27 protein-coding genes and 1 riboswitch are annotated in these 22,976 nt (G+C 50.2%); of the genes, 18 read left to right on the plus strand and 9 right to left on the minus strand.

Annotation, left to right across the window (positions count from 1 at the left end; all coding sequences use genetic code 11):
• The 3 genes from ACR1UW_RS04505 to ACR1UW_RS04515 form a co-directional block, all read right to left on the minus strand.
• On the minus strand, window positions 1-690 hold the full coding sequence (locus ACR1UW_RS04505; RefSeq protein WP_498934696.1) for a DUF8580 domain-containing lipoprotein: 690 nt from the start codon (window positions 688-690) through the stop codon (window positions 1-3).
• A gap of 285 nt (window positions 691-975) precedes the next feature.
• Window positions 976-1,656 carry a response regulator gene (locus tag ACR1UW_RS04510; RefSeq protein WP_044744883.1) on the minus strand — a complete coding sequence of 227 codons (681 nt, stop codon included), beginning with the start codon at window positions 1,654-1,656 and terminating at the stop codon, window positions 976-978.
• An 83-nt stretch (window positions 1,657-1,739) separates the two neighbouring features.
• Complete coding sequence (locus ACR1UW_RS04515) at window positions 1,740-3,317, minus strand: ATP-binding protein (RefSeq protein WP_050368247.1); 1,578 nt, start codon at window positions 3,315-3,317, stop codon at window positions 1,740-1,742.
• A gap of 106 nt (window positions 3,318-3,423) precedes the next feature.
• Between ACR1UW_RS04515 and ACR1UW_RS04520 the strand changes: the two genes are divergently transcribed.
• The 5 genes from ACR1UW_RS04520 (at window position 3,424) to ACR1UW_RS04540 (ending at window position 9,241) form a co-directional block, all read left to right on the plus strand.
• On the plus strand, window positions 3,424-4,464 hold the full coding sequence (locus ACR1UW_RS04520; RefSeq protein ID WP_498935253.1) for a TRAP transporter substrate-binding protein: 1,041 nt from the start codon (window positions 3,424-3,426) through the stop codon (window positions 4,462-4,464).
• Window positions 4,465-4,624: 160 nt separating this feature from the next.
• Window positions 4,625-5,890, plus strand: coding sequence for a dicarboxylate/amino acid:cation symporter (locus ACR1UW_RS04525; protein WP_289651873.1), 1,266 nt, complete (start codon window positions 4,625-4,627; stop codon window positions 5,888-5,890).
• 238 nt (window positions 5,891-6,128) lie between these two features.
• Window positions 6,129-6,956: an aldo/keto reductase gene (locus ACR1UW_RS04530; protein WP_498934699.1), complete on the plus strand. Its 828-nt coding sequence runs from the start codon at window positions 6,129-6,131 to the stop codon at window positions 6,954-6,956.
• A 147-nt stretch (window positions 6,957-7,103) separates the two neighbouring features.
• Window positions 7,104-7,796 (plus strand): zinc metallopeptidase, encoded by a 693-nt coding sequence (locus ACR1UW_RS04535; protein WP_033009347.1) that lies wholly within the window; start codon window positions 7,104-7,106, stop codon window positions 7,794-7,796.
• Window positions 7,797-7,894: 98 nt separating this feature from the next.
• Complete coding sequence (locus ACR1UW_RS04540; protein WP_498935254.1) at window positions 7,895-9,241, plus strand: hemolysin family protein; 1,347 nt, start codon at window positions 7,895-7,897, stop codon at window positions 9,239-9,241.
• Between the two features lie 70 nt (window positions 9,242-9,311).
• On the opposite strand, the gene ACR1UW_RS04545 is transcribed toward ACR1UW_RS04540, so the two are convergent.
• A complete protein-coding gene (locus ACR1UW_RS04545; RefSeq protein ID WP_498934701.1) occupies window positions 9,312-10,223 on the minus strand; it encodes an RluA family pseudouridine synthase in 912 nt (303 codons plus the stop codon).
• A 138-nt stretch (window positions 10,224-10,361) separates the two neighbouring features.
• On the opposite strand from ACR1UW_RS04545, the gene ACR1UW_RS04550 reads away from it, so the two are divergent.
• Window positions 10,362-10,760, plus strand: coding sequence for a YhcU family protein (locus ACR1UW_RS04550; RefSeq protein WP_498934703.1), 399 nt, complete (start codon window positions 10,362-10,364; stop codon window positions 10,758-10,760).
• A 35-nt stretch (window positions 10,761-10,795) separates the two neighbouring features.
• Here the strand turns inward: ACR1UW_RS04550 and ACR1UW_RS04555 are convergent, their stop codons facing one another.
• Window positions 10,796-11,272: a thioredoxin family protein gene (locus tag ACR1UW_RS04555; RefSeq protein WP_429880383.1), complete on the minus strand. Its 477-nt coding sequence runs from the start codon at window positions 11,270-11,272 to the stop codon at window positions 10,796-10,798.
• Window positions 11,269-11,679 (minus strand): disulfide oxidoreductase, encoded by a 411-nt coding sequence (locus ACR1UW_RS04560; protein ID WP_498935256.1) that lies wholly within the window; start codon window positions 11,677-11,679, stop codon window positions 11,269-11,271. The genes ACR1UW_RS04555 and ACR1UW_RS04560 overlap by 4 nt, the downstream gene beginning before the upstream one ends.
• A 244-nt stretch (window positions 11,680-11,923) precedes the next feature.
• Here ACR1UW_RS04560 and ACR1UW_RS04565 point away from each other — a divergent pair, with 244 nt between their 5' ends.
• Together ACR1UW_RS04565 and ACR1UW_RS04570 are read left to right on the plus strand one after the other, a co-directional pair.
• Window positions 11,924-12,370 carry a CBS domain-containing protein gene (locus ACR1UW_RS04565; protein WP_498934705.1) on the plus strand — a complete coding sequence of 149 codons (447 nt, stop codon included), beginning with the start codon at window positions 11,924-11,926 and terminating at the stop codon, window positions 12,368-12,370.
• Window positions 12,371-12,482: 112 nt separating this feature from the next.
• Window positions 12,483-14,240, plus strand: a complete 1,758-nt coding sequence (locus ACR1UW_RS04570) for a phospho-sugar mutase (protein WP_498934708.1) — start codon at window positions 12,483-12,485, stop codon at window positions 14,238-14,240.
• 41 nt (window positions 14,241-14,281) lie between these two features.
• Here ACR1UW_RS04570 and ACR1UW_RS04575 read toward each other — a convergent pair whose 3' ends face one another.
• A complete protein-coding gene (locus ACR1UW_RS04575; RefSeq protein ID WP_050368250.1) occupies window positions 14,282-14,539 on the minus strand; it encodes a YhdB family protein in 258 nt (85 codons plus the stop codon).
• 180 nt (window positions 14,540-14,719) lie between these two features.
• Between ACR1UW_RS04575 and ACR1UW_RS04580 the strand changes: the two genes are divergently transcribed.
• Entirely contained in the window at window positions 14,720-14,968 is a 249-nt protein-coding gene (locus tag ACR1UW_RS04580) for a hypothetical protein (RefSeq protein WP_033009365.1), read from the plus strand.
• Window positions 14,969-14,997: 29 nt separating this feature from the next.
• Here the strand turns inward: ACR1UW_RS04580 and ACR1UW_RS04585 are convergent, their stop codons facing one another.
• Window positions 14,998-15,603 carry a DedA family protein gene (locus ACR1UW_RS04585; RefSeq protein ID WP_033009338.1) on the minus strand — a complete coding sequence of 202 codons (606 nt, stop codon included), beginning with the start codon at window positions 15,601-15,603 and terminating at the stop codon, window positions 14,998-15,000.
• A gap of 147 nt (window positions 15,604-15,750) precedes the next feature.
• On the opposite strand from ACR1UW_RS04585, the gene ACR1UW_RS04590 reads away from it, so the two are divergent.
• The 9 genes from ACR1UW_RS04590 (at window position 15,751) to ACR1UW_RS04630 (ending at window position 22,252) form a co-directional block, all read left to right on the plus strand.
• Window positions 15,751-17,172: a SpoVR family protein gene (locus ACR1UW_RS04590; RefSeq protein ID WP_033009335.1), complete on the plus strand. Its 1,422-nt coding sequence runs from the start codon at window positions 15,751-15,753 to the stop codon at window positions 17,170-17,172.
• Window positions 17,173-17,460: 288 nt separating this feature from the next.
• Complete coding sequence (locus ACR1UW_RS04595) at window positions 17,461-18,807, plus strand: cytochrome ubiquinol oxidase subunit I (protein WP_033009334.1); 1,347 nt, start codon at window positions 17,461-17,463, stop codon at window positions 18,805-18,807.
• Entirely contained in the window at window positions 18,804-19,832 is a 1,029-nt protein-coding gene (locus ACR1UW_RS04600; protein WP_033009333.1) for a cytochrome d ubiquinol oxidase subunit II, read from the plus strand. The genes ACR1UW_RS04595 and ACR1UW_RS04600 overlap by 4 nt, the downstream gene beginning before the upstream one ends.
• On the plus strand, window positions 19,832-19,933 hold the full coding sequence (gene cydS, locus ACR1UW_RS04605; RefSeq protein ID WP_371810108.1) for a cytochrome bd oxidase small subunit CydS family protein: 102 nt from the start codon (window positions 19,832-19,834) through the stop codon (window positions 19,931-19,933). The genes ACR1UW_RS04600 and cydS overlap by 1 nt, the downstream gene beginning before the upstream one ends.
• Before the next feature lie 83 nt (window positions 19,934-20,016).
• Entirely contained in the window at window positions 20,017-20,307 is a 291-nt protein-coding gene (locus tag ACR1UW_RS04610; protein WP_033009332.1) for a hypothetical protein, read from the plus strand.
• Window positions 20,308-20,413: 106 nt separating this feature from the next.
• Window positions 20,414-20,516: riboswitch (guanidine-I (ykkC/yxkD leader) on the plus strand.
• Window positions 20,517-20,571: 55 nt separating this feature from the next.
• Window positions 20,572-20,892, plus strand: a complete 321-nt coding sequence (locus ACR1UW_RS04615; protein ID WP_033009331.1) for a DMT family transporter — start codon at window positions 20,572-20,574, stop codon at window positions 20,890-20,892.
• 94 nt (window positions 20,893-20,986) lie between these two features.
• Window positions 20,987-21,211, plus strand: coding sequence for a hypothetical protein (locus ACR1UW_RS04620; protein ID WP_289643683.1), 225 nt, complete (start codon window positions 20,987-20,989; stop codon window positions 21,209-21,211).
• A gap of 61 nt (window positions 21,212-21,272) precedes the next feature.
• Window positions 21,273-21,545, plus strand: coding sequence for a YkvA family protein (locus tag ACR1UW_RS04625; protein WP_033009330.1), 273 nt, complete (start codon window positions 21,273-21,275; stop codon window positions 21,543-21,545).
• Between the two features lie 14 nt (window positions 21,546-21,559).
• Entirely contained in the window at window positions 21,560-22,252 is a 693-nt protein-coding gene (locus ACR1UW_RS04630) for a TerC family protein (protein WP_033009328.1), read from the plus strand.
• A gap of 24 nt (window positions 22,253-22,276) precedes the next feature.
• Here the strand turns inward: ACR1UW_RS04630 and ACR1UW_RS04635 are convergent, their stop codons facing one another.
• Window positions 22,277-22,741 (minus strand): hypothetical protein, encoded by a 465-nt coding sequence (locus tag ACR1UW_RS04635; RefSeq protein ID WP_063210591.1) that lies wholly within the window; start codon window positions 22,739-22,741, stop codon window positions 22,277-22,279.
• Window positions 22,742-22,976: the final 235 nt, after the last annotated feature.

Consider the following 22,976-nt stretch of genomic DNA (forward strand, 5'->3'; position numbering starts at 1 on the left):
TTATTGCTTTTGCAGCGTCGCCGCCATGGCGAGCACGGCGCCAAGCACGTCTTCGTTGCGTGGAGCGTGCACGGTCAATAGCATTGGCGCTGGTTGGGCGCTGGCGATGACATGAACGGTGGCGTCGTCCGCTTGTGCAGTGTACCAAACCGCATCAGCGAACGGCTTAGGCAATCCGTTTGTTTGTTGGCGGGCGGCGTTGGCGTCAATCGCTTGGGCATGTTCTTTCGCCAGCTGCTCGTAGTTTGTTTCCCCCTCTGAAAGCAAGCGAATGCGGGCGAACGACTTACCGTGGAGCAATACATCAGCATGCGGCTCTTCGGCATCCAGCGTCCAACCGTCCAGCACGTAGAGGGAGAAATGCTGGTTGTCGCTTGTGGTCAACGTTGCTGTCCCTGTGACTGTTTGATTTCCGACTTGGTAAGACAAAGAAGTTGTTGGAAGGGAAGAAGCAGCTTCATCCCCTGTCGACCCACTTTGTCCGCTTCCTGCTTGATTTTGTTCGTCAGCAGGGGGAGTTTCTTGAGATGCTGGCTCTGTTGTTTGCGCGCTGGTGGGATTCTCGTCTGAACTTACCGTTTGTTTGGATTTCGCTTCTGTCTCTTTTGATGCAGGTGTCTCTGTACCGCAACCGGCAAGCAAGGCAGCGGTGACAGCGAGGGAAAATAACAGCTTCCCGTATCGATTCATGTCCATTCCTCCTTACGTTCCATATACCGCTCATTATACCAATTGAAACGGTGGAAACAAACAGACTCGTTTTCCTATTTTTTTCTGTTTGTTCGTTTTGGCTTGTTGTTTGGTGTGCAAGGCGACATGCGCCCCGCCCCAAATAGCAGCGACGAGTGGCGCTCCCCCATTTTACACTTAGGGAAAGAGCGTTTCATCTTCTTTACCATTGGCTGGAGACAGGAAATGTTCCGCGAAAACAAGAAGAGTTGCCCACCCGGTTAATCGTGCGGGCTATCGGGTAGGCTATAGTCGTTTCAACTGATAGCGGTTGACGGGGCGTCCGACGCCGCCGTATTGCACATCGAGTATCACTTGTCCCGTTTTCTCAAGGTATTCCAAGTAGCGGCGGGCGGTGACGCGGGCGATGCCGACGCCTTCGGCCACTTCCTCGGCGGAAACAGGGAAGCGGTGCTGGCGCAAGTAGGCGACGACTTTTTCCAACGTCACTTCGTTTAATCCTTTCGGAAGTTCAGGGAGCGAGGCGGCAGGTTGTTCAGCCGTTTGCCGTAGTGCATCGAGTTCTGCCTGGGTGAGCGATTCCTTTTCTGCAAGCGACTGGCGGAACGCCCGGTAATTTCCCAGCGCCTGTTTGAGCCGTTCAAATTTAAACGGTTTCACAATGTAATCGAAGGCGCCGTTTTGCAGGACGCGGCGCACTGTTTCAATGTCGCTCGCCGCTGTGATGGCGATGATATCAACTTCATGGCCGCGGGCGCGGATTTGCTTTACTGTTTCAAGGCCGTCTAGCTGCGGCATGTAAATATCAATCATCGCTAAATCGGGACGCAGCTCGTCGATGAGGCGGAGTCCTTCTTCACCGTTTCCGGCAAGGCCGACGACGGTGAAGCCGTCCACTTGTTCGATCATTTGCCGGTTCACTTCCTGGACCATCGGATCGTCTTCAATGAGCAGTACACGGTACATGCTTTTCCTCCTTTGCACGGATGGAGCCTGTTTACATGATGGAGAAAGACACCAGCGCTGTTTCGCTAGGCTTCCTTGCTATGTTACATGTCAAATGTGATCGTAAAGATGGTGCCTTTTCCTTCTTCTGATTGGACCTCGATTTGTCCGTTTCCTTTGTCCACGATTTGTTTGACTAAATATAAGCCGATGCCGCGGCCATCGCTCCCTTTTGTGGAGAAGCCTTCTTCAAAAATGCGGTCGAGATGTTCGCGGGCGATGCCTTGGCCGTTGTCTTCGACAGAGAGGGAGCAGACATCCTCATTTTGTTCGATGCTGACGTATACTTCCTTCTCGCGGCCGGCGACGTTGCGGAACGAATCAAATGCATTTTCGATTAAATTGCCGAGGATCACGACGAAATCATGGTGATCAAGGCGCGGTGGAAAACGGTGCAGACGGCTGTGCCGGTCGATCGTCACGCGAATGCCGAGCTCTTTGCCGCGGCGGATTTTGCTTAACAATAGCCCGGAGATGCTTTCGTCTTTGATGTTGCGGCTTAAAAACTGCGTCAGTTCTGCCTGTTCCTCTGTAACTTGGAACACGTACTCGAGCGCTTTTTCGATATGGCCGAGCTGGATGAGGCCGGCGATCGTGTGGAGCTTGTTCATGTATTCATGGTTTTGCACGCGCAGGGCATGGACAAACGCTTTCACTCCTGTCAGTTCTTCGGCCAGCCGCTTGACTTCCGTGCGGTCTTGGAAAATGGCAATGGCGCCGACTGTTTTCCCGTTGACCTTGATCGGGATGCGGTTGCTCCAGATCGTCAAGTTGCCGATTTGCAGCTCACGATTATAAATCGGTTTGTTTACCTCAAGAATTTCCGGAAGATGTGTATCCGGGATGACAGAGCGGATCGGCTGCCCGATGACATCTCCTTCGACGCCAAGCATTTGTTTCGCCCGATCGTTGAAAATCGTGATGCGTTCATCGCTGTCAATGGCGATGACGCCTTCATGCATGGCGTTGAACGCTTCCGTCCGTTCGATCAGCAGTTTGGCGATTTCATGCGGCTCGAGCTGGAACATTTGCCGCTTAATGTGGGAGGCAAGCAGCCAAGCTCCGCTTCCGCCGGCGAGCAGCGACAAAACGATCGCTATCGCAATTTCCTCTTTTACTGTGCTCATCGCTTCCCAAAATGTCGGCAGCCGGTAGGCGGCGATGACGACGCCGATTTGTTCGTGATCGCTGTTCATAATGGGGACGAAGGCGCGGATCACGGTTCCGATTTCCCCACGCGCTTTCGAGGTGTACGTATGCTCGGCAAATGCCGGCCCTTCATCGGCGCCGTGGGAAATGGTGCCGATCATTGCTGGGAGCGGGTGGGAGAGGCGAACTTTGTTCATATCGAGTACGACAATATAGTCAGCGCTGTGGATGACGCGCACCCGTTCGACGATCATGTTGACGAGCGCCCGGCTTTGCTTGTCGCCGACAATGTGGTGTTTGACTTCCGGCAGTTCAGACACTGTGCGCGCTGTCAACAAGGCGCGCTGGCTCAGTTCTTCTTCTTTTGTATGAAAAAAATCGCTGATGATAAACAAGCCGCTCAGCAGCATCGAAAAACTGACGATGACAAAAATTAAAATCGTGATTTTCCAACGGATCGGCAGCCGATTCATGGCGAGACTCCTCTTTTTTCGAAACAGTCATTATCATTTATTTTAGCATGATTCCTCTGATATGATAAAAGAGATGAAAAAATCAAGGACGAAAATGGTGTGGATGATGAGAAACAGTTGGAAATGGTGGCTGCTCCTTCTGTTCGCCGGCATCGGGTTGGCTGGATGGGCGGTGAGCCAGCAAGTCGGCCGGGAGCCGCTTGTTTATGATGATGAACAAAAGGGGCTGCAAAACCAAATTATTATTTACTTTAGCCATGTTGTTGCGGAAAACACGCCAAAAGGTTTGGCGGCGCAAAAGTTTGCCGAGCTTGTCGAACAAAAGACCGATGGCCGCGTCAAAGTTGAGGTGTTTCCGAACGGTTCGCTCTATTCGGACGGCGAGGAGCTTGATGCGCTGTTGCGCGGCGATGTGCAAATGATCGCGCCATCATTTTCAAAGGTGACAGAGCTTGTCCCCGAATGGCAAGTGCTCGATTTGCCGTTTTTGTTCCGCAACGATGACGATGTGCGCCGCGTCTTTACTGGAGAAATCGGGGCTGAGCTACTCGGAATGCTTGAGGCGAAGAAAATCAAAGGGTTGGCGCTTTGGAGCAACGGATTTAAGCAAATGATGAGCACCACCCGCCCGCTTATCGCACCTGATGACTTCCGCGGCTTGCGCTTTCGCATTATGCCGAGCGAAGTGATCGAAAAACAGTTTCGCCTGCTTGGCGGAGAACCGGTTGCTGTTTCATTTGACCGCGTTTATCAGGAGCTTGAACAGCATAAGTTTGATGGGCAGGAAAATACGATTTCTAATATTTATTCGAAAGGGTTTTACAAATTTCAACCGTATATTACAATCAGCAATCACGGGTATCTCGGGTACGCAGTCATGATGAATCAGTCATTTTGGGACAGTTTGCCGAAAGACATCCAGCAAAAAATAACTGAAGCGATGGCTGAAGCGACGCGTTGGAATTTAGAGCAGTCGAAAGAGCAAAACGAACGGGAGCTCAAGCAGCTCGAGCGGCGTGAAGATGTCTTCCTTTACCGGCTGTCGGAAGAGGAGAAACGGAAATGGGAGCAGAAGTTCGCCCCGCTGTACAACGAGTTTACGAGGCAGTTTGGTTCCGGGCTTTTTAATGAAATTAGAGGATCGTAATAGGCTTCCGCGGGCGGAAGCTTTTTTGTTTTTGAACAGCAAAAAAGGTCAAGACCAAAAAGACCAAAACGACCATTATCACCATAATATTTTGATTTTATGCTTTTTCCTTTATGATGATGTTGAAAGCGTTGTCAAGACAAAGAAAGGAGTGGGAGAAATGCGGAGCAAATTTAAAAATTTAACTGTGCAAGTCATTATCGGTATTATTTTAGGGATTATCGTCGGATTTTTATTCCCGGAATTCGGCACGAAGCTGAAAGTATTGGCCGATGGGTTTATTAAGCTGATTAAAATGGTGATTGCGCCGATCATTTTCTTCACGGTCGTCATCGGGATCGGCAATATGGGCGACTTGAAAAAAGTCGGCCGCATCGGCGGCAAGGCGCTCATTTATTTTGAAATTGTCACCACGTTTGCGTTGGCTATCGGGATTGTCGTCGTCAACCTAGTCAAACCAGGGGTCGGGTTTAACACCGATGCCGTAAAAGGCGGCGACATTTCACAATATACGAAGCAGGCGGAAGAAACGAGCCATGGGTTTGTCGACTTTGTATTAAGCATTATTCCGGATAACGTTGTTGCCGCAATGGCCAGCGGGGAGCTGCTTCCAGTGCTCTTCTTTGCCGTCTTGTTTGGACTGGCGGCGGCTGGTTTAGGGGAAAAAGCCAAACCAGTGCTTTCCCTGTTTGAGCGGATCGCTGAAATTTTCTTTGGCGTCGTCAACATGGTTATGAAAGTATCGCCGATCGCCGCATTTGGCGCGATGGCGTATACGATCGGCACGTTCGGCCTTGGCTCGCTCGTGTCGCTCGGAAAGTTGATGGGATCGGTATACATTACGATGGCGCTCTTTATTTTCGTCGTGCTCGGCGGGATTGCGAAGTTTTACGGATTTAACATCGTTAAGTTTCTTGCCTACATCAAAGAGGAGTTGTTGCTCGTTCTCGGCACGTCTTCGTCGGAATCGGCGCTGCCGCGGTTGATGGAGCGTCTCGAAAAATACGGCTGCTCGAAGTCGGTCGTTGGCCTTGTCGTTCCGACCGGGTATTCGTTTAACCTAGACGGCACATCGATTTACTTGTCGATGGCGGCGATTTTCATCGCTCAAGCATACGGCATTGACCTAACGATTTGGCAAGAGCTGACGTTGCTCGGTGTATTGATGCTTACATCAAAAGGAGCTGCAGGAGTGACGGGTTCCGGTTTCATTACGCTGGCGGCAACGTTGGCAGCGTTCCCGATGATTCCAGTTGAGGGCATTGCCTTGTTGCTCGGGGTCGACCGCTTTATGTCCGAGGCGCGGGCGATTACGAACATTATCGGCAACGCTGTGGCGACTGTGGTTGTTTCGAAAATGGAAAATGAGTTTCATCCTTCTGCTGGACAAAATCTAGCGGAAGGGAAGATGACAATCGCGAAGTGAGGAACGGGAATCTGCCCCTAAGGGCTGTATGAACAGCCTTTGGGGGCGGTTTTTTATTTTGGCAAAAAATATAGAAAAACGAGCCCCGAAACGCACTGCACATTGCAAATCGGCGGATGAAAAAAGGATGGAGCGAGACGGAGAGGGGATATTTTCCTCGTTTTTTGTGCATATATTTTGCTTTTTCCTGGCCGTTTTTCCATAATAAAGCTATACCGATGTTGGAGGGGGAAGCAGATTGAACAGTTTGCAAGACTGCGCTGTATTACATAACGGTGTGCAAATGCCGTGGGTTGGCCTTGGCGTCTACAAAGTAAAGGAGGGCGAGGAAGTAAAAAGCGCGGTGCGCACCGCGTTGGAAATTGGCTATCGCCATATTGACACGGCCGCTTTTTACGAAAACGAAGAAGGTGTCGGTCAAGCGATCCGCGAATCCGGCATTCCTCGCGAACAAGTGTTTGTGACGACGAAAGTGTGGAACACCGACCAAGGGTATGAGACAACGCTGAAGGCGTTTGACAAAAGTTTGAAAAAACTCGGGTTCGATTATGTCGACTTGTATTTGGTCCACTGGCCGGTGAAAGGGAAGTATAAAGAGACGTACAAAGCGCTGGAAAAGCTGTATAAAGACGGCTATGTGCGCGCGATCGGCGTCAGCAACTTCCAAATTCACCATTTGCAAGATGTGCTGGCTGACTGCGAAATTAAGCCGATGGTCAACCAAGTCGAGTACCATCCGCGCTTGACGCAAAAAGAGCTGCAGGCGTTTTGCCGGGAAAACGGCATCCAGCTTGAGGCATGGTCGCCGCTGATGCGCGGGGAAATTTTAACCGAACCGACAATCGTTGAAATTGGCAAAAAATACGGGAAAACGCCGGCGCAAGTCGTGTTGCGCTGGGATTTGCAGCACGGCGTCGTGACGATCCCGAAATCGGTGACGCCGGCGCGTATTAAAGAAAATGCCAACCTTTTCGATTTTTCGTTGACAGCCGAGGAAATGAAGCAAATTGATGCGTTAAACTTGAATAAACGGATTGGCGCCGATCCAGACAACTTCAACTTTTGATAAACAGGATCGGCCAAACAGCGCCCGTCGTCGGCGCTGTTTTTTCTATAAGAGAAATGAAACCAAGGTGGCATATTTGACGTATGAAATGATGAACAAGTACAATAAATAATAGTATACACAATTGGAAAAACGGAGGGTGCTGAGATGCTATTCCATCCGATGGATATTTTCATTTTTATCGCCTTCTTCATATCGCTTTGGGCGCAATGGAAGGTATCAAGGAATTTCAATGCCTGGTCTGAAGTTCCAGCCTCATCGGGGTTGACGGGGGCGGAAGTGGCGCGCATGATTTTGGACCGCCACGGCTTGCATCACGTGCCGGTTGAGGTCGTTCCGGGACGATTGTCCGACCATTACGATCCAATTTCCCGCACTGTTCGTTTGTCGGAACCTGTCTTTTACGGGCGTTCGATCGCTTCCATTTCCGTTGCCGCCCATGAGGTCGGTCATGCGGTTCAGCATCAGCAAGGGTATGCGGCGCTCGTTCTTCGCCACCGGATGTTCCCGGTTGTGAATTTGGCTTCCGGCGTGGCTCCGTTTTTACTGCTGGTTGGGTTTTTGCTCCATCAATTTTCATTGATCGGTCTCGGCATTTTGTTCTTCTCACTGGCGGTGGCGTTTCAAGTCATCACGCTGCCGGTCGAGTTTAATGCGAGCGCCCGGGCGAAACGGTTTATCTTGGCGGAAGGAATTATCGCTCCGGATGAAGTTCGCGGCGTGAACAAAGTGCTCGGCGCAGCGGCGTTGACGTATGTGGCCGCGACATTGATCGCCGTATTTGAGCTGTTGAAGTATGTGCTCATCTTTACCCAAGGGAACAATAACGAAGAGTCGTAATGCGTTGTGCCGCCTTAGGCTGTCCGCCGTTGGCGGCATGGCGAAACTTTTGCACGCAGGAGGTGTACCTGGGCGCTTCATCCGCGCTCGGAGATGAATTGGACATAGCCAGTTTGCTGTTAGTGGCGTTACTTATTGCCTGCACCGCCTTTTTTGTCGCTTCGGAATTTGCGATCGTCAAGGTGCGCAGCACGCGCATCGACCAACTTATCAATGAAGGCAATAAACGGGCGATCGCGGCGAAAAAAGTGATTTCGAACTTGGATGGCTATTTATCGGCGAACCAGCTCGGCATTACGCTCACCTCGCTTGGGCTTGGCTGGCTTGGGGAGCCGACGGTGGCGCGGATGTTGCTGCCGCTGTTTGAACGCCTCCATTTATCGGAATCCGTTTCCCACTTTTTAGCCTTTATTATTTCGTTTTCATTGATCACGTTTTTGCATGTTGTTGTCGGCGAATTAGCGCCGAAAACATTTGCTATTCATAAAGCAGAAGCGATTACGCTGTGGACAGCCAAGCCGCTCATTTGGTTTTACAGAATCATGTACCCCGTGATTTGGTCGTTAAATAACACAGCCCGATTAGTGACGCGCCTGTTTGGCCTCAGGCCGGTGGCGGAGCACGAAATTGCCCATTCTGAAGAAGAGCTGCGCCTGATTTTATCGGAAAGCTATAAAAGCGGGGAGATCAACCAATCCGAGTACCGCTATGTCAACAACATTTTCCGCTTTGACGATCGCATAGCGAAGGAAATTATGGTGCCGCGCAAAGAAATTGTCGCGCTCGACATTAACAAAAGCGTGAAGGAAAACTTGGAGATCATCCAGGAGGAAAAGTATACGCGCTATCCGGTCATTGATGGCGATAAGGACCATGTCCTCGGGCTCATTAACGTGAAGGAAGTGTTTACGGATTTCATCGCCAACCCGTCCCATGATAAACAGATCAAAGACTATATCCGCCCAATTATTCAAGTGATCGAATCGATCGCCATTCACGATTTGCTGGTCAAAATGCAAAAAGAACGCATCCATATGGCGATTTTGGTCGACGAGTACGGCGGCACATCCGGATTGGTAACAGTTGAGGATATTTTGGAAGAGATCGTCGGTGAAATCCAGGATGAGTTCGATATCGATGAAACGCCGCTCATCCAAAAAGTTGGCGATCGGTTCATTTTGGATGGCAAGGTGCTCATTAGCGAAGTGAACGACTTGTTAGGGCTTGAAATCGATGATGACGATGTCGATACAATCGGCGGCTGGGTGTTGACGAAGCATTATGACATCAAAACAGGCGATACTGTGGAAATCGACAACTATCTCTTTACGGTCAAAGAGATGGACGGCCATCACGTCAAGACGCTCGAGGTGGTGAAAAAAGAACCGGATCGAGAGGAGGAAAGCGAAACGGCGGACGTTGAAGAAGAGCAGCTGCGTTTGTAAGGCAGACGGGGAAACGTCTGCCTTTTTTGCGCCTGCCCTGGGGGCGCCTGCTTTGGCGTGCCGCGAAACGTTAACGGTGTTCTTTGCTGTCAACGGATGGAAGGGGAACGGGAAAGTCGTCCGTCGGCGCGAGGCAGACGACTTCCTCATTTGTAAACGGGTGGCGGAACGTTAGTTTAGCGGCATGCAGCGCATGGCGATGAAACACCGGCTGGCCGCCGTAAAGCGTGTCGCCGACGAGCGGATGGCCGAGATGGGCCAAATGGACGCGAATTTGGTGCGTCCGTCCGGTGTCAAGAGTAAGCTCTACAAGCGACGCAGCGGGGAACGTTTCGAGCACGCGATAGTGCGTCACCGCTTTTGCCCCCGTCTTCGAGACGCGCCGGCGCGTCGGATGATGGCGGTCGCGGCCGATCGGCGCAGAAATCGTTCCGGATTTGGCGGACAGGCGGCCGTGAACGAGGGCGATATACGTCCGCTTAATGGCGCGTTGGGCGAGCATCCGGTCGAGCGTTGCGCCGGCGAGCGGATGTTTTGCAAATAGGATGGCCCCCGATGTGTCGCGGTCGAGCCGATGAATGTGGCGCACTTTTGTCAAAATGGCCTGTGACTGCAAATAAAAGGAAACGGCATTCGCAAGCGTGCCGGTTTGCCCCGGTTCAGACGGGTGGACGTCGATGCCGGCTTCTTTGTTCACGACGAGCAAATGGTCGTCCTCCCATAAAAGCGAAAGCTCCCGGTATTCCGGAACGGTCAAGGAAGGCTCCGGCGCATACGCATGAAGCTGAAGCCGATCCCGCTCGCGCAGCACTGTCTGCCATGAGACCGCTTCGCCGTTTCGTTTGACGCCGTGTTCCATTCGCCATCGGTGGGCCAGTTTTTTGGATGCAGCCCATACATCTTTCAGGAGCTGTTCGACGGTCAAGCCGCTCCAAAAGTCCGGAATCGAACATTCAAGCCAATCGCCTTTTCTCGTCCACAAAGGTTGTCACACTCCCAATTGTTTGTTAGCTGTGGAAACACTTTCTACCCCTATCCTTGCGCGAGATATGGTACACTCATAGTATCGTCTTAGTGATGGAAAACGCAAGCATTGCGGCGAGAAAAGGTGGTATGAACATTGAAAATGATGTATGCGGCAACCCCAGAGCAAGAAAACTATATTCACTATTTGCTCAATTATTTTTACACCGATGTTTTCCCTTATTACTTCGATGATGAACAAATTCGCCAGTTTGAGGAATGGGGCATTCTTTCGCTGAACGATGACCATGTTACATATAATGGGACGATGAAAGAGGCATTCCAAATCATTTCCGCGTTGCAGTCGCTGATCACCGTCATCGAATATATCGGGGAACATGGAGAGTGCGACCAATACGAATGGCTGTTTGTCCGCAATCAAAAAATTTTGGCCCGCCATGGCATCACGTTCCCATTTCGGGCCAAGCAGTTTGCCCACAAGCGGGCGATGCCGTGCAGCATGTATGTTCCCGCTGCGAGCCAGTGGGTGATGTAGCGCAAGGGGCTGCGTCTTGTAAAAGGCGCAGCCCCTTATTTTTCTTGCATTGGCAACGAAGCAAACCATCGGCGGAACGTTTCCTCATCATGGTATCCCTCGATGCGTTTTGTCTCTTTTCCGTTTTCATAATGGACAATGGTCGGGGTTGCTTCAATATGGTATATGTCCCAACCGTCTTCAAATTCGAGCAAGTTGAACAGTTTTAAGTCGATGCCCAGCTGTTTCGTCAAAGGAACGACGATCGGGGTTGTCCGTTGGCAATGAGGGCATGTCGGACTGTAAAAGTAGACGGTGAGCGATTTGCCGGCGGAGAGTTGTCGTTGCAGCTCGGCGGGCAAAATAATGTTGCGGTAGTTCGGATCATCAAGCTGGTCAACCGTAGCCGGATGGAGCTCGCTTTTATGGTAAGGATTCTCCTTGGCCGCCTCCTTTTGTTCATATGAGGTGATGAAAGCGATGGCGGCAAACAAAGCGATAATGATTCCGCCTAACAGAAGCAGTTTTCTCAATATTTTTTCCCCTTTCTTTGCTGTTTTAGGATGGTCAGACTTAACCAACTGATGATAAGAAAAGCGGTTAGTGCCAAAAACGGGATGGTGATAAATCCGAACCAGTTAATATAGTGGCCGGTGCAAGGCACGCGGCCGCAACTTATGGCGTAATTTTGGAAAAAGGGGATTTTTTGCAAAGAATAATGATATAACGAGATGGTGCCGCCAACGATGGACAGCGCCAAACTATAACGGGCTGCGGCAAAATCTTTGCGCACGGCGGCGATTGCCAAAATGACGGTTTGCGGATACATGAAAATGCGTTGAAACCAACATAAATCGCACGGAACGAATCCGAGCACCTCGGAAAAATAAAGGCTCCCAAGCGTGGCGATGAGCGCCGTTGCCCAAGCAGCCAAAAGCATGTTTTCTTTCCATTTTTCCCTTCTCACGTGTCCACCTTCTTTCCTTGCGGGGGCCCGGCTCTTACGGCGCCCGGTTGCAAGCGCACGACTGTTTTGGCTCTGACAGTCCAGCCTAGCTCCATTATAAGGGATGGGAAGCGGCGCGTCTATTCGCGAGCGGCAAGGGATAGAACGGAAAACATTATTTTCTACCTATATCAAGCGATGAACGAGCCATACTAATCGGTGAAAGGGGAGGATCACATTGACGAACAACAGCGGAACGAAAGTGCAAGACATTATGACGAAAAACGTCGCGACCATTTCGCCGAACCAAACGGTGCAAGAAGCCGCGCAAATTATGAGCCAAAAAAATATTGGCGCGCTGCCGGTTGTGGAAAACGGGCAAGTGAAAGGGATGATCACAGACCGCGACATTACATTGCGCGTCTCGTCCCAAGGGAAAGACCCGTCGACCGTCAAAGTAGCGGATGTGATGACAAACCAAGTCGTCACCGGTGCGCCAAACATGAGCGTTCAAGACGCCGCCAATGTGATGGCGCAGCACCAAGTCCGCCGCTTGCCGATCGTCGAAAACAACCAGCTTCAAGGCATTGTCGCTTTAGGCGATATCGCGACGAACAGCGCATCGAACGAAGCGGCCGAACAGGCGCTGACGAACATTTCCGAGCCTTCGCAGCCGCAAGGGTAATGGAAGAAAAAGGATGTCCCTGTTTTCCGGGACATCCTTTTTCTTTCGGCAGGTATATTGTATGATGGTAGCGAATACATAAAAAGGGGAAATCAAGATAGGGGGGCAACTGATGGACTGGAGGCAAAAATACGAACAATGGCTTCATGCTCCGCAGCTCGATCCGGAGTTGAAGCAGCTGCTGGACCAACACCGCGACGATGAACGGTGGCTGGAAGACTGCTTTTACAAAAATCTCGAGTTTGGCACCGGCGGGATGCGCGGTGAGATTGGACCGGGAACGAACCGAATGAACATTTACACGGTTCGAAAAGCGTCGGAGGGGTTGGCGCGATACATACAGTCGTTTGGCGATGAGGCGAAGCGGCGCGGCGTTGTCATTGCCTATGATTCGCGGCATAAATCGCCGGAATTTGCCATGGAAGCCGCGAAAACGTTGGCGACGAACGGCATCCAAACGTACGTCTTTGAGGAACTGCGGCCGACGCCGGAACTGTCGTTTGCCGTCCGCCATTTGCGGGCGTTTGCCGGCATTGTGATCACCGCGAGCCATAATCCACCGGAATACAACGGCTACAAAGTCTATGGCGAAGACGGCGGACAGCTGCCGCCGGATACTGCTGATGAAGTGATCCGCTACGTCAATGGAGTTGAGAACGAGCTCGCCATTCAGGTTGATGATGAAACGACGCTAAAAGAAAAAGGACTGATCCGCATCATCGGCCCAGAAATCGACGAGGCGTATGTGAATGCGGTCAAAACGATTTCCCTTCATCCGGAGCTGGCCCGTGAAACAGCGATCAACATCGTATTTACCCCGCTTCACGGCACGTCAAACAAACCGGTGCGCCGCGCCTTGGCCGAGCTTGGTTACCAAAACGTCTTTGTCGTCAAAGAGCAGGAACAGCCGGATCCGAATTTCTCGACCGTTGCTTCGCCCAATCCGGAAGAGCATGCAGCTTTTGCCTTGGCGATGGAGCTTGGCAAACAAGTGAACGCCGATTTGTTGATTGCGACTGACCCGGACGCGGACCGGCTCGGCATCGCGGTCAAAAACGAGCAAGGGGAGTATGTCGTGTTGACCGGCAACCAAACAGGGGGACTGCTCCTCCATTACTTGCTGTCGCAGCGACAAGAAAAAGGTCTTTTGCCGAGCAACGGCGTCGTTTTAAAAACGATCGTGACATCCGAATTTGGCCGGGAAATCGCTGCATCATTTGGCCTTGAGACTGTCGATACACTCACTGGATTCAAATTTATCGGCGAAAAAATTAAGGAATATGAACAAACAGGGCAATATACGTTCCAATTCGGTTATGAGGAAAGCTACGGGTATTTGATCGGCGATTTTGCCCGCGATAAAGACGCCGTCCAGGCGGCTGTCCTCGCTGCGGAAGTATGCGCGTTTTACAAGAAGCAAGGGCTGTCGCTCTATGAAGCATTGCTGCAGCTGTTTGCCAAATACGGCTATTATCGTGAAGGGCAGCGGTCGCTGACATTAAAAGGCAAGGAAGGGGCGGAGACGATCGCCGCGATTTTAGCGTCATTCCGCCAGCATCCGCCGGTGGAAGCTGCAGGGAAAAAGGTGACCGTGATCGAGGATTATACAACGAAAGAGCGGACGAATACGCTGACTGGAGAAAAAACGGCAATCACGTTGCCGACTTCAAATGTGTTGAAATATATGCTCGAGGACGGCTCGTGGTTTTGTCTGCGTCCATCAGGGACGGAGCCGAAAATGAAGGCGTACTTCGGCGTGAAGGGGATTTCGCTGCAAGACAGCGAGGAAAAATTGGCGCGTCTTTCCGACGCGGTCATGCAACGGGTGCACGATGTGCTGCGAGCCGTTTCGCCTTCGTACATTCAATGAGAGAACAGCGGGGAGTGGGTTGAACCCATTCCCCGTTGTTTTTACGAATAGAAATACGCGTACTGCTCGACTCCCGTTTTTTGTTCGCTTACCTCAAGCGCATGGTCGATGTAGCGAAGCAAAGCCGTGAGCCGCTCTTGAATGACGGAGTAGTCATGTTCGAAATTATAGGCGTGGAGAAACTTCTCAATTTTTTTTGACAATATGTCATCAGGCGTGCGCACCATCAAGATCAGCAAATTGTCCCATTCGGAGCGATGCGTATAGTAAAGCGCCTTATCATAGTCGACGGTGTTCAAGCGGCATGCCTCCTTTATCAAGAAGGAGTCATTGTTAGTGTATGACGGTGGGGCGTTTTGTTGCCCTGTAAATGTTGCGACAGAAGGCAAAATATAAATTATAACCGAAATGAAAACGAAAAAGGAAAAATAAATGTTGCAATTTTGTGACAAGGGTAGTATCCTCAAAATAAGGGGATGATGAGAATGAACAAACGGCACGAAGGGCAAGAAATTACAAACATGTGCAAATGGATGGCCTCGGTCGGGCTGGTCGTCGGAACAGCGCTCTTTTTGCTCAGTTTTATTGCGAGCGCTTACAACAAAGACTTTTTCTTGACGATTGTCAGCCTTGGAATTATAGGGGCCTCGATGGTGATGTTTGGATTCGGTTTGTTTATGGGGCTGTTGACAGAAACGTATCACCGCGGCCCGCGCGAGAACGTATAGCGTGCATCGAGAAATGGAAAACACCGGGATTACCCCGGTGTTTTCCGCTTTTGTTGCATGTACCAATAAAGGATGGCGAAGCCAAGAGCGGCCAAAAAGATGGGAAATAAGAACGGACGGTAGGCGTGGATGTACTGCTTGACGGCCATCCAGCGGCTTCCGAAATAGGCGCCGATCGTTAAAAAGACGGCGACCCACACCATCGCCCCGCTGTAGGCAAACAAGGCAAACTTTCTCAAACGGTAGGCGTTTGTGCCGGCCCAAAAGGCGGCGAGATGCCGAACACCGGGGATGAAATAACAAATGAACAATACCGCTGGGCCAAGTTTTGAAAAAAGCGCTTTTGTTTGCTCGAGCCGTTTCTCGGTTAGATGGAATTTGGCACCGAATTTATGCAAAAACGGCAGCCCTAATGTGATGCCAAGGATATAACTGAGTGAAATGCCTGCGATCGCCCCGAACCAACAGGCGAGAAAGGCGAGCGGATACGAAAAGGCGCCGGTTGAGACGCGATAGCCGGCATACGTCAACAGCAATTCATCTGGAATCGGCAATCCGACGATGCCGAGCATGAGCGAAACCATAATGCCGACGTAGCCAAAATGTTCGATGAGATGATGCCAATATTGATGCAAACGATCACCACGCTTTATGGAAATATGTCGTGTACAACACAAATTATAACGGGCGGCAGGCCGAAATGGAAAGCACGGGCAATGATTCAATGTATCAAAACTTCTTTTCCCTCATACATTGTGGTAAGGGGAAAAGGGGGGATTTGGATGCGGCAGGACGAGCTGAAAGAGCTGGAACGGGCGATTGCGGAGATTACAGAAATCGCAGAAGGATTTGGGTTGGACTTTTACCCGATGCGCTATGAGATTTGCCCGGCTGACATTATTTATACATTTGGCGCTTATGGGATGCCGACGCGGTTTTCCCACTGGAGTTTCGGGAAACAGTTTTACAAAATGAAGCTCCATTATGACTTAGGATTAAGCAAAATTTACGAACTTGTCATTAACTCGGATCCTTGTTATGCATTTTTGCTCGATACGAATACACTGATCCAAAATAAGCTAATTGTCGCCCATGTGTTGGCCCACAGCGACTTTTTCAAAAACAACGTCCGCTTCAGCAACACGAAGCGCGATATGGTCGAGAGCATGGCGGCGACAGCAGAGCGGATCAAACATTATGAGCACCAATACGGAAAATGGGAAGTGGAAAAGTTTCTGGATGCCGTCTTAGCCATTCAGGAGCATATCGATCCGTCGCTGTTGCGGCCAAAGTTGTCATGGACGTGGGAAGATACGGAAGTGTACGAAGAGGAGGAGTCTCCGAAAACATCGACGCCGTACGACGATTTATGGTCGCTTGACGAGCGAAACAAACTGAAAACGCCGCCGCGAAAAAAACGGCGCAAGTTTCCGCCGCAACCGGAAAAAGATGTGCTATTGTTCATCGAAGAATACAGCCGCGAACTGGAGGATTGGCAACGCGACATTTTAACGATGATGCGCGAGGAAATGCTTTATTTTTGGCCGCAGCTGGAGACGAAAATCATGAACGAAGGATGGGCGACGTATTGGCATCAGCGCATTTTGCGGGAAATGGACTTAACGAGCGATGAAGCCATTGAATTCGCGAAGTTAAATGCCAACGTCGTGCAACCGTCGCGCACCGGCATTAACCCGTACTATTTAGGATTGAAAATTTTTGAAGACATTGAAGAACGGTGGAACAATCCGACCGAGGAAATGAAAAAATACGGTGTCAAGCCAGGCTCAGGACGGGCGAAAATTTTTGAAGTGCGTGAGCTTGAGTCCGATATTTCGTTTTTGCGCAACTATTTGACGAAAGAGCTGATCATGCGGGAAGATATGTACTTATTCCAAAAACAAGGGAAAGATTACAAAATTGTCGACAAGCATTGGGAACATATTCGCGACCAACTCGTCAGCATGCGGGTGAACGGCGGGTTCCCGTACATTACGGTGAACGACGGCGACTATATGCGCAATGGGGAACTGTATTTAAAGCATTGGTATGAAGGGATTGAATTGGATTTGAAATATTTGGAGAAAGTGCTGCCGTACATTTATCAGCTTTGGGGCCGGCCCGTCCATATGGAAACGGTCGTCGAAGAAAAGCCGATGTTGTTTACGTATGATGGGAAGACGGTGCATCGAAAATATTTATAATTTGAATAAAAAGCAGGGAAATCCTGCTTTTTTTGTTTGTTACGATGAATATGTGAAAAATGACACAAATTGTTCGAAATCATGGCGGATAACGTTCCCGATTTTATGAAATAATATGAAGTGGATAGTTTGTGATGGTTGTCACAATTTTTCATGATTGTCTAAGCGTCCGGGGGGATGAATATGTGGGAGCGGCACGAAAAAGCGCTTGTGTTCATTAGTTTTGCTGTCGCAGCAGTTGTCTTGCTTTCCTTGATTGGCCGCTTGTTTTCATAAGGGGGGATGACCATGACTAACTATGATCCGGTGCTGCTTAGCCGTGTTTTGACGGGATTGACGCTAACCGTCCATATTCTTTATGCCACAATCGGCGTCGGGATTCCACTGATGATTGCCATCGCCCAGTGGGTCGGGATCCGGAAAAACGATATGCATTATATTTTGCTTGCCCGCCGCTGGACGCGCGGCTTCGTCATTACCGTCGCCGTCGGCGTTGTGACCGGAACGGCGATCGGCTTGCAGCTGTCGCTTTTATGGCCGAACTTTATGCAACTGGCCGGCCAAGTGATCAGTTTGCCGCTATTTATGGAGACGTTCGCCTTCTTTTTTGAAGCCATTTTTCTCGGGATTTATTTGTATACATGGGATCGGTTTGAAAACCAGAAAAAACATTTGCTATTGCTTATTCCAGTGGCGATCGGTTCTTCCGCGTCGGCTATGTTTATTACGATGGTGAACGCGTTTATGAATACGCCGCAAGGGTTTGAGATGAAAAACGGCGAGCTCATCAATATTGACCCGATCGCCGCGATGTTCAACCCGGCGATGCCGACGAAAGTCGCCCACGTGCTGGCGACGGCGTATATGACGTCGGCGTTTGTGCTCGCTTCGATTGCGGCGTGGCATTTATGGAAGGGCAACCGTCATGTGTACCACCGCAAGGCGCTTCATTTGACGATGAAAACGGCGCTCATTTTTTCCGTAGCGAGCGCTCTTGTCGGCGACTTGTCAGGAAAGTTTTTAGCCGAATACCAGCCGGAGAAGCTGGCGGCTGCCGAATGGCATTTTGAAACGAGTTCCCATGCGCCGCTCATCTTATTTGGTACGTTGACGGAGGACGGGGAAGTGAAATACGCCCTTGAAATTCCATATGCGTTAAGCATTTTGGCGCACAACCACCCGGGGGCGGTTGTGACCGGGCTGAACGATATTCCAAAAGATGAGCGTCCACCGCTTTATATCCATTATTTGTTTGATGTCATGGTGACGATTGGTGTGTTTTTAATGATTTTATCGGCTGTTTATTGGCTCGGATCGATTTTTCGCTGGAAATGGACAGCGAAAAAATGGTTTTTTGGGCTGTTGATCGCAGGGGGGCCGTTGGCGATGATCGCCATTGAAGCCGGTTGGTATTTGGCGGAGGTCGGGCGGCAGCCGTGGATTTTGCGCGGCTATATGAAAACGGCGGAAGGGGCGACATCGTCCGCTCATGTTGATACGATGCTTGTTTTGTTTTGTCTTTTGTATATGGTGCTCGTCATTGCAAGCGCCACGGTGCTTGTCCGTATGTTTCGACGCAACCCGGTCGAACGGGAGCTGGAAGAGCGCGCCAATAACGGGGAGGTGACGCCATGACGCTCGAAGTCATCGGCATCTCGGTGTTATGGCTGTTTTTGTTCGGGTATATTATCGTTGCCTCGATTGACTTTGGGGCCGGGTTTTTCAGCGCCTACAGCCATTGGGCGAACAAACAGCATATTTTGCACCGCATCATCCAGCGCTATCTGTCGCCGGTGTGGGAAGTGACAAACGTCTTTCTCGTTTTTTTCTTTGTCGGGATCGTCGGCTTTTTTCCGAAAACGGCGTATTATTATGGCTCGGTGCTGCTCGTTCCGGCCAGCATTTCGATTGTTTTGCTCGCTATTCGCGGTTCATACTATGCGTTTCACACATACGGAGGGACGGAGCGGAACTGGTATTTGCTCGCTTACGGGCTGACGGGCTTATTGATCCCCGCTTCGCTGTCAGTCGTCTTGACGATTTCAGAAGGCGGGTTTGTCGAGAGGCGCGGAGGGGCCGTTGTGTTGGATTACGAAAAACTGTTTGCAAGTCCTTTGTCATGGAGCATCGTATTGTTAAGCGTCACAAGCGTCTTGTACATTTCCGCCGTGTTTTTGACGTATTATGCGAACGCGGCGGGGGACGAGCGGGCGCGAGAGCTGTTGCGCCGCTATGCTCTGCTTTGGAGCGGGCCGACGATGTTGTCAGCGTTGCTCATTATTTACCAACTCCGCTACCATAATCCAGAGCATTACGCCAACTTATGGCAGATGGCATGGATGTTGGTTGTTTCATTTTTGTTTTTTGCCGCCACCGTGTATTGGCTTTGGAAAAAGCAGCGGTTCGGCTGGGCGTTCATCGCGCTTTTGTTTCAATACGCGTTCGCGTTTTACGCTTACGGCATTTCGCATTACCCGTATTTGCTTTACCCGCATTTAACGATTTATGACGGGTTCACCAATGAAACGATGGCGATGGCGTTAATTGTTGCGTTTATCGCCGGGTTCTTGCTTCTCATCCCGTCTTTGTATTTGCTGATGCGCCTCTTTTTGTTCAATAAAGCGTACGTCAAAGGGAAATGGGAAGGAGGAAAAGGATGATGCAAACGTTTTTGATCATGTATGCGCCGCTGCTGATTGTTGCCCTTTCTGTCGTTGCCGCCTTTTGGGCCGGATTGAAAGATGCGCGGGTCAATGACTGAACGCGGCGGAGACAAGAATGCATAGTTTGCGGCGAATCGCCCACACTAGCGGATGACAACGAATAAAGAAAGGATGGGCGATCATGAAAGAAGTGTTGCAGCGTGTGAAAGAACAGTTGGAACAAGCGTTTGACGAACCGCGTTCGACGAGCCTTGACGGGGCGCTCCATGAGCTTGAACAATTGAAGGCGAACGCTGGGGAGAAGAGGCAAATGATTGAAGACGTCATTCGCGCTGTCACGCATGCGCGCAATGCGCGGGTCGAACTTGCCGCCGCCGGTGACGAATCGGCGACGAACGCCTTCGCCGAAGCTTACCGAGCGCTTGATCAAGCGATTGAATCGTACAGTGGCGTCGATAACGACCCGGTGTAAGACGGATGGGGATCCCTCGGTCTTCACCTGTCGGAAATATGCGGAAGGCGGATGGATTGCAAGCGTTTGGCTGATGTGTTATACTGATTAACAACAAGTAAATACAAGAAACGTTTTCTAGGGTTCCGCGGCTGTTTGGCAGCCGGCCTGTGACCGAGAGAAAACGCGCGGCGCGCCCGCGTACACGGAGGGACAAAAGCCCGGGAGGAGTATCATTTCGATATTTCCCGCGGCTTTTTTGTTTTGGAAAGGGGGAAATGATACATGGCGTGGGTATACTTATTTGTCGCCGGAGTGTTCGAAATCGTATGGGCCATTTCGCTGAAATACACGGCCGGTTTTACCCGTCTTTGGCCGTCTGTCGTCACTGTTGCGGGGATGGCGGCTAGTTTTTACTTTTTATCGATGGCAACGAAAACATTGCCGATCGGCACCGCCTATGCGGTTTGGACGGGAATCGGGGCGCTCGGAGCGGTCATCATCGGCATGCTGTTTTTAAACGAGCCGGTTAACGCGCCGCGAATTGTCTTTTTATTGTTCATTGTTGTCGGGATCATCGGTTTAAAATTCACAGCCGGACAATGAAAAAGCAGACGGGAATTGTTGCACTGTTTGAGAAGGGAGTGGAGGCGATTTTTTGCAATGGATGAAAAAATGGTATTGACAGGACGCGTGAACATTGAATATCATGAAAGTGCAAAGTGTGAATATGCTTTTATTAAAGGGGAGTAGCTTTTACAGCAAGGTCGTCAGTCCAGGGTGTACACCCTCGGCCTTGCTGGCAACGGCAACGTTGTTAGCGAGACCTTTACCTGCGGCGGTAAAGGTCTTTGTTTGTGAAAAGGCCTTTACCAAGAATGGTAAAGGTCTTTTTTCATTACCTGAAACGAAAGGGGGAAGATAATCGTAAAGGAAAATGAGCGTGGCTTCGGAAGAAGATCGTCAGAAGAATGGAGGGGAATGGCATGCGCAAGTGGTGGAAACGGCTTCGGTTCGTCGTTCACATCCGTCGGTTTCTTCCGTTTTTGTTCGAATTTTTTGTTTCGCGCGAGGTGCCAGTGCGGAAAAAGGCGGTCTCCGTCGGGTTGCTGCTGTTATATATAGCGTTGCCGTTTGACCTCATTCCCGATTGGTTAGCACTATTTGGTATTATTGATGATTTCGCCGTTTTCATGTTTATTTTGCAACAAGTTATTAAGATGGCTCCAGTTTCATTAAAGGAAAAATATAACTTATAAAGGGGGATCATTCCGTGGATTTGTTTTCTCCAGAGTTTTGGACAGCACTGCTGTCAATTATCATTATTGACCTTGTCTTGGCAGGGGATAACGCCATTGTGATTGGATTGGCAGCCCGCAATTTGCCGAAGCACCAGCAAAAAAAGGCCGTTGTCTGGGGAACCGTCGGCGCTGTTGTCATCCGGGCGCTGGCAACGATTTTCGTCGTATGGCTCCTTAAAATTCCGGGTCTCTTGCTTGTCGGCGGTGTATTTCTTGTCTGGATCGCATATAAGTTGCTCGTTGAGGAAAAAGGGCATGATGATGTTGAGGCTGGGGGAAGTTTATGGGAAGCGATTCGCACCATTATTATTGCCGACGCGTTGATGGGGCTTGACAACGTATTGGCGGTTGCCGGTGCGGCGCATGGAAGTTTTCTTCTCGTGATCCTTGGGCTGCTCATTTCCGTTCCAATCATGGTGTGGGGCAGCACGCTTATTTTAAAATGGATTGAACGCTTTCCGATTATCATTACGATTGGAGCCGGTGTTCTTGCTTGGACAGCGGCAAAAATGATCGTTGGCGAGCCGTTTTTGAAAGAGTATTTTGCCAATCCTGTGGTGAAATACGGGTTTGAGCTGCTTGTTGTTGCTGCCGTCATTACGATTGGGACAATGAAAAAAAGAAAAGCTGCCAAAGAACCGCAGCCGAAAGCCGCCAATGAATAATTGGCGGCTTTGTTCATTAAATGGCTACGGAACGGAGGGCCGCCTCCATCTTAATAAAAGAAACTGAAGCAGCCACCCGACGGCCAGCCCGGGGATGACCGACAAGATCGGCAGCCAAATCGGTCCAAAAAACACATCGCCAATCGTCACGTGCGCCGAGTACATCAAGCCGACCGTCACAAAGTAGGCGGAGAAGACAAACGGCAAAAACGAGTATGGCATCCGTCCACCGCCGGCGTCTTTAAACGCATCCCACATGGCGAAAAAGTATAAGCATGGGTAAAACATCAGCCATCCGATATCGACGATGCGGGCCGCCTCATCGGTGCGCCCGAGAAAACTGAGGCGGATGGCTTCATTGAATTGAGATTGGGTGTTAATCACAAATTCCAACGCAATAAACAAAATTCCTTTTATATACTTTTTGTTCAACAGTTGCCCAAATCCAGGCAAAGCAATGCTCCATAACAATGCTTCGATCGCCTTCACCTTCTCGAACCCTTTACTGAAATAGTAGTTGATCGTTGTTTTGTCCATTGCACCGTTAGATGGAGCTGGGGACAATCGATGGGTGCTTCATGGTCAGTTGCTGGTTAAGCCGATGGGTGCAATTACATTTTTTGCTCCAAAGACTTGTTTTATACTTTTGTGCAATAAGGAATGCGGGAAAACTCTCCTATAGAACCAAACTATACATTAGTTGAAGATGAAAAAATGTCTTTAA

Origin of the sequence: Geobacillus lituanicus, from assembly GCF_050994965.1 — a bacterium.
In the GTDB taxonomy this organism is placed as follows: domain Bacteria; phylum Bacillota; class Bacilli; order Bacillales; family Anoxybacillaceae; genus Geobacillus; species Geobacillus stearothermophilus.

Excerpts from the sequence above, each read along its gene's own strand:
- ACR1UW_RS04625 (WP_033009330.1), top strand. The coding sequence starts at position 21,273 with ATGCGCAAGTGGTGGAAACGGCTTCGGTTCGTCGTTCACATCCGTCGG.
- cydS (WP_371810108.1), top strand. The coding sequence starts at position 19,832 with ATGCAAACGTTTTTGATCATGTATGCGCCGCTGCTGATTGTTGCCCTT.
- ACR1UW_RS04590 (WP_033009335.1), top strand. The coding sequence starts at position 15,751 with ATGCGGCAGGACGAGCTGAAAGAGCTGGAACGGGCGATTGCGGAGATT.
- ACR1UW_RS04595 (WP_033009334.1), top strand. The coding sequence starts at position 17,461 with ATGACTAACTATGATCCGGTGCTGCTTAGCCGTGTTTTGACGGGATTG.
- ACR1UW_RS04615 (WP_033009331.1), top strand. The coding sequence starts at position 20,572 with ATGGCGTGGGTATACTTATTTGTCGCCGGAGTGTTCGAAATCGTATGG.
- ACR1UW_RS04510 (WP_044744883.1), bottom strand. The coding sequence starts at position 1,656 with ATGTACCGTGTACTGCTCATTGAAGACGATCCGATGGTCCAGGAAGTG.
- ACR1UW_RS04580 (WP_033009365.1), top strand. The coding sequence starts at position 14,720 with ATGAGAATGAACAAACGGCACGAAGGGCAAGAAATTACAAACATGTGC.
- ACR1UW_RS04515 (WP_050368247.1), bottom strand. The coding sequence starts at position 3,317 with ATGAATCGGCTGCCGATCCGTTGGAAAATCACGATTTTAATTTTTGTC.
- ACR1UW_RS04560 (WP_498935256.1), bottom strand. The coding sequence starts at position 11,679 with ATGCTTTTGGCTGCTTGGGCAACGGCGCTCATCGCCACGCTTGGGAGC.
- ACR1UW_RS04520 (WP_498935253.1), top strand. The coding sequence starts at position 3,424 with ATGAGAAACAGTTGGAAATGGTGGCTGCTCCTTCTGTTCGCCGGCATC.
- ACR1UW_RS04505 (WP_498934696.1), bottom strand. The coding sequence starts at position 690 with ATGAATCGATACGGGAAGCTGTTATTTTCCCTCGCTGTCACCGCTGCC.
- ACR1UW_RS04570 (WP_498934708.1), top strand. The coding sequence starts at position 12,483 with ATGGACTGGAGGCAAAAATACGAACAATGGCTTCATGCTCCGCAGCTC.
- ACR1UW_RS04610 (WP_033009332.1), top strand. The coding sequence starts at position 20,017 with ATGAAAGAAGTGTTGCAGCGTGTGAAAGAACAGTTGGAACAAGCGTTT.
- ACR1UW_RS04600 (WP_033009333.1), top strand. The coding sequence starts at position 18,804 with ATGACGCTCGAAGTCATCGGCATCTCGGTGTTATGGCTGTTTTTGTTC.
- ACR1UW_RS04535 (WP_033009347.1), top strand. The coding sequence starts at position 7,104 with ATGCTATTCCATCCGATGGATATTTTCATTTTTATCGCCTTCTTCATA.
- ACR1UW_RS04525 (WP_289651873.1), top strand. The coding sequence starts at position 4,625 with ATGCGGAGCAAATTTAAAAATTTAACTGTGCAAGTCATTATCGGTATT.